This is a genomic window from Nocardioides sp. (assembly GCF_035703625.1).
Classification (GTDB): domain Bacteria; phylum Actinomycetota; class Actinomycetes; order Propionibacteriales; family Nocardioidaceae; genus Nocardioides.
The window spans coordinates 1-4,452 of the sequence record NZ_DASSXS010000194.1 but is presented as its reverse complement, the minus strand read 5'-3'; the positions used below and the strand labels follow the sequence as shown (position 1 = coordinate 4,452).

General features: G+C 70.5%; 8 protein-coding genes and 1 pseudogene. 3 read left to right on the top strand and 6 right to left on the bottom strand.

Annotated elements, in window-relative coordinates; all coding sequences use genetic code 11:
* Nucleotides 1-192, top strand: a pseudogene (locus VFN12_RS09590) (HNH endonuclease); the annotation flags it as partial.
* A gap of 75 nt (nt 193-267) precedes the next feature.
* Entirely contained in the window at nt 268-855 is a 588-nt protein-coding gene (locus VFN12_RS09585; RefSeq protein ID WP_325118428.1) for a histone deacetylase, read from the top strand.
* Between the two features lie 83 nt (nt 856-938).
* Here the strand turns inward: VFN12_RS09585 and VFN12_RS09580 are convergent, their stop codons facing one another.
* From VFN12_RS09580 to VFN12_RS09560, 5 genes are read right to left on the bottom strand one after another with little or no spacing between them, the layout of a single operon-like run.
* Complete coding sequence (locus VFN12_RS09580; RefSeq protein ID WP_325118426.1) at nt 939-1,238, bottom strand: contact-dependent growth inhibition system immunity protein; 300 nt, start codon at nt 1,236-1,238, stop codon at nt 939-941.
* 35 nt (nt 1,239-1,273) lie between these two features.
* Complete coding sequence (locus VFN12_RS09575) at nt 1,274-2,665, bottom strand: RNase A-like domain-containing protein (RefSeq protein ID WP_325118425.1); 1,392 nt, start codon at nt 2,663-2,665, stop codon at nt 1,274-1,276.
* Nucleotides 2,662-2,964, bottom strand: coding sequence for a WXG100 family type VII secretion target (locus VFN12_RS09570; RefSeq protein WP_325118424.1), 303 nt, complete (start codon nt 2,962-2,964; stop codon nt 2,662-2,664). Before VFN12_RS09570 ends, VFN12_RS09575 begins: the two co-directional genes overlap by 4 nt.
* On the bottom strand, nt 2,964-3,284 hold the full coding sequence (locus VFN12_RS09565) for a WXG100 family type VII secretion target (protein ID WP_325118422.1): 321 nt from the start codon (nt 3,282-3,284) through the stop codon (nt 2,964-2,966). Before VFN12_RS09565 ends, VFN12_RS09570 begins: the two co-directional genes overlap by 1 nt.
* Before the next feature lie 17 nt (nt 3,285-3,301).
* Nucleotides 3,302-3,730: a hypothetical protein gene (locus tag VFN12_RS09560; RefSeq protein ID WP_325118421.1), complete on the bottom strand. Its 429-nt coding sequence runs from the start codon at nt 3,728-3,730 to the stop codon at nt 3,302-3,304.
* Nucleotides 3,731-3,877: 147 nt separating this feature from the next.
* On the opposite strand from VFN12_RS09560, the gene VFN12_RS09555 reads away from it, so the two are divergent.
* Nucleotides 3,878-4,054, top strand: coding sequence for a DUF1918 domain-containing protein (locus VFN12_RS09555; RefSeq protein WP_325118419.1), 177 nt, complete (start codon nt 3,878-3,880; stop codon nt 4,052-4,054).
* A gap of 6 nt (nt 4,055-4,060) precedes the next feature.
* Here VFN12_RS09555 and VFN12_RS09550 read toward each other — a convergent pair whose 3' ends face one another.
* Nucleotides 4,061-4,450 carry a DUF2237 domain-containing protein gene (locus tag VFN12_RS09550; RefSeq protein WP_325118417.1) on the bottom strand — a complete coding sequence of 130 codons (390 nt, stop codon included), beginning with the start codon at nt 4,448-4,450 and terminating at the stop codon, nt 4,061-4,063.
* Between the last annotated feature and the right edge of the window lie 2 nt (nt 4,451-4,452).

Genomic DNA, 4,452 nt, shown 5'->3' with positions numbered 1-4,452 from the left:
GTGGGCGGCTGCGAACGCCCCTTCGCCTGGTGCGAGATCCACCACCACCGGCTGAGCTGGGGCAAGGACGGGCCGACCGACCTCGACAACGGCCTCCCGCTCTGCGGCTACCACCACCGTCGGGCCCACGACGACCGCTGGGACCTCCGACGACACGCCTCGGGTGACTACCGCTTCCACCGGCGGCGTTAGGCCGCGTCGCGACTTCGCCCGCCGTGGCGTGGGTTACGGCGATCGAGCCAGGACTTCGGCATGCTGGGTCGTCGTATGCCTCCCCCTGAAGTCTGGTACGTCAGCTACGGCTCCAACATGTGCCGCGAGCGCCTCCGCTGCTACCTCCAGGGTGGCCGCCCGCGCGGCGGCGCCCTCGAGTACGTCGGCGCGCGCGACACCACACTCCCCGTCGCGGACATGGCCGTCGAGCTGCCCGGCAGCCTCTACTTCGCCGGCGAGTCCCCCACGTGGGGCGGCGGGGTCGCGTTCTACGACCACGACGTGCCCGGTCCGACCCCGGCGCGGGCCTACCGCATCACCGTCCAGCAGTTCGCCGACGTGGCCGCCCAGGAGATGCACCGCCTCCCCGAGGAGGGCGACCCGCTCGAGGAGATCATCATCGGCGGCCTCGAGACCGGCCGGCACGAGGCCGGGCCCGGCCACTACGAGACCCTGATCGAGGTCGGTCGGCACGACGGCCTGCCGATGCTGACCTTCACCTCGCCGCACGGGCTCGACGCGGTGCCCCACACGCGCCCCGCGCCGGCGTACCTCGCGATGCTGCGCCGTGGCCTGCGGGAGTGTCGCGGCTGGGGTGACGACCAGGTCGACTTCTACTTCGGGTCGGTCGTCGCGGCCTGAGTCGGTCAGGCTCCGGCCAGTCGCTGAGAAACCGTCGTCTGGTCACGTCACGGTCACGCCAGGCGTGGCGTACCCGGAAGCAGCTACGTCGCGTGGGCCTGTACCGAGGCGCGTCGAGCGACCTCGGTCAGGAAGCCGGAGAAGCCGCTGTCGCCTGGCTGGGGTTGATATCCGAGGCCGAGTGAGTCGAGAAACCGCTCGAGCGAGCCCTCGGACCGCTGCTCGTGCAACACCAGGTTGACCTCGGAGGGCAGTTGACGTGCCAAGGTCGGGGCGCCCGAGATGAAGTCGTCGACAGCCGCCCAGACATCGTCGTAGAAGTCGGGCCAGTCCTCGTTGACGTACGCGCCGCTGAGGCGCTTGAGCGCCGGGAAATCGGTCATTGTCGCCCTTCCTGCAGCCATGCTAGCGACTCGTGTCATGTGGTCACGAAGGCCGTCAACAGGCGCCACCCGTCCGGCATCTCTGGGTCCGGGACCAGGACGGCCCGGAGCTTGCTCGACTCCGTGATGTGATCTGACCCCTGCTGTGCCAGCCGGCCGATGATTCGGCCGGCATCACCGTCGATCGCCAACTTTCCCTCGCCGTGGCGCAGCCAGTCATCGACGACGTGACGGCGTTGCCTCAACAGCTGGTCGATGGCCCCGGCTGCTGTCTGCTCGTCGGTGAAGGTGGAACTCGTCCGCAGTCGCGGCTCCGACGCGAGGCGCTCCAGGATCTCGTCGTCGCTCTTGCCGGCGTGCTTCGCGAGCGTGTGGCTCCCGGAGTGCTCGTGAGCCCCGAGCCACGTCGTCCATCGACCGAACGGGCCGATGCTGCCCGCCTCGCCCCGTGCGACGGACCGCCTCGCGAGGACCTCGACGTACTTGGCCAGCTGGCTGCGCACCGACCGAAGGGCGGTGGTGCTGGTCCGGATGGTGGCGGCGGTGGCCGAGCCGGCGACACGGAGCGCGGTGAGGATCGCGGTGAAGCGGGGTGCGTATGCGGCGATCCGCGCGCCGGCCAGGGCGCCCTTGCCAGCCGCGCCGACCCCTGCCGTGACCAGACCAATGCCTATCGAGAGACCGACCTCTTCGGCGACCACGCGCAGCACCTCGAGTGCGAGGTCGATGATCTCGCGGCGCTTCGCCTCGACTGCGCTGGCGTGCGCGTCACACGAGCCGGCGAGCGCGGCGTACTGGTCGGCGACCGAGTCGATGGCCGCGTTCAGCTCGATGGTCGCCTCGATCGCCACTGGGATCTCGGGGGAGCGTTGCCCCTCGAGGCCGCGGATGGCGGCGTCGCAGTAGGTGCTGAGGCCGTCGACGGACTCGGCGGCGCCGCGCCAGGTCTGGGCTGCGTCGCGGAGGCGGTCCACGTCGGCGTTCGGCCAGATGAACCCGTCGATGGCGTCGACGAGCAGGTCGAGCGGGAACGGCTGGCTCGGTGTCGCACCACCCGACGCGGAGGGCGGTGCGCTGGGGAGCACCGTGACGACGCCGTCCTCCGGCAGGAGGTCGCCGTCGTAGACCACGCCGCCGCCGATGATCGAGGAGACGTTGGCGCTGCGGTGGTTGGCCCGAGACGCCTCGGTCAGGTGCCTGAGGGAGGCGAACCCGGCCACCAGATCGGCCAGGGCGCCGGCTGCCTGCGCCGCCGCATCGTCATAGGCCTCCGCGAACTCGGCCGATGAGGAGTCGTCACCGGCCATGCCTGCGTAGCCCGCGAGCTTGCCGGTGAGAGCGTCGTACTGGAGGGCCGCGACCTGGTTGGCGTCCTCGAAGGCGGTGCGGGCAGTCGCGTAGGCACCGCCGTCGACCAGCAGCCTCATCGAACCTGCTGCCACAGGTCGCGGTTGACGACCGCCGCGGACGTGTAGTTGCGGTGAGCGGTGGCCGCAGCCTGCCGCATCCGGTCCAGGGCATGGCGCATCTGCGTGAAGCTTTGGTCCCAGTGGGCCTGGGCCATCCCGTGTGCCTGGACGGCTTGCCCCTCCCACGTCAGGTGCAGCTCGCGGATGCGGCGTTCGAGGGCGATTGCGAGCTCGCACAGGGCGTCGTGGCCGCGGGCGAGGTCATCGATGACGTCGAAGAGCTCGGCCACGTCGAGGGAGTAGGTGTCCTGGAGCATCAGTCGAGCCTCGAGTGCAGCCGCGTCGTGATCCTGGCGAGTGAGCCGTTGGCGTCGGCATCGCGCGCCGTGAGGTCGTCGTGGGTCGAGTCCAGCAGGTCGGAGATGGTGACCAGGCCGGTGAATACGTCGTCCGCCGCCTGCCGCCAGTCCGACCAGGCCTCGGCGAACGAGTCTGCGGCGAGCCCGGTCCAGCCGCCCCGCAGCAGCGAGTCGACCCGGCTGGTGGTCTGGTTGCGGACTTGCCGGAGCTCGGCCGCAGCCTCCCGGACGTCTCGGACCGTGGTCTGAAACCTGGTGGGGTCAACGACGATGGTCATGGTGTCCCGCGGCTGGCTCAACCGGCCGCGAGGAAGTCGTCCATCGGGATCGGGATCAGGGTGTGGTCGGTGGCGAGGTGGACGACCTCGATCGGGACCCGGGCGAGCCGGGCGGCGTCGTAGAGCGCCTGCGCCCACCCCCGGTCGTGGGGATCGATGCCGCCTCCGCCCGGTCGCGAGCGCAGGAAGGCGAAGCGTGCCCTGGGCGCGATGTCGGCGCGGAGCCGGCGCATCAGCTCGGCGAGGCCGTCGACCTCCTCGGGCTCGGGCGGTTCCACGGCACCCTCGATCTCGGTGAGGCTGGGGATCGGCCGGTCGTCGCCGTCGATGAGCATCATCCAGATGCTGTGATCGGAGAAGCCGAGCGGCTCGATGAGGTGTCGCCAGGCATGTTCGAGATCGGCCTGGGTGCGGATGAGTGGTCGGAAGGGCATGTCAACAGTCATGCCGGTGACTCTCCCCCGGTTCGGCGCGGTGCGCGAACGGCTCTCCACAGGCTGCCCGGCAACCGTCGTCCGACAGCCCTTGCGCGCCGGGTGCAAGCGGAGCATCGTGGAAGCGACTGGCTTGGAGGTATCTGGATGCGCGCGAACGTGGGCGATCAACTGGTCGTCGAAGGGATGAAGGTCGACTCGCCGAAGCACGAGGGCGAGGTGGTCGAGGTACGCGGCGACGACGGTGCGCCGCCGTACGTCGTCAGGTGGTCCGACGGGCACGAGGGGCTGACGTATCCGGGGCCGGACGCCCACGTGGTGCCCAAGAAGGGCTGATCGGCCTCAGACCAGCGAGCTGGCGTCGGGCGGCACGTCGATGGACGCCTCCCGGAGCAGCTCGATCGGGATGATCTCGAGCGCGCGCTCGTGAGTCGAGGCGAGGACGACCGGCGCCGCGATCCCGGCTTCGTAGGACTGCAGCCAGCGGCCCGCCACCACGCACCAGCGATCGCCGGGCCGCAGTCCGGGGAACTGCCACTCCGGCCGCGGGGTGGAGAGGTCGTTGCCGACCTCGCGCTGGTGGTGCAGGAACTCCGGGGTCATCACCGCGCACACCGCGTGGATGCCGATGTCGTCCTGCCGGCAGGTGCAGCTTCCGTCGCGGTAGAAGCCCGTCAGCGGGTCGGTGCTGCAGGGCTCCAGCTCCCCGCCCAGGACGTTGCGCTCGGTCATGC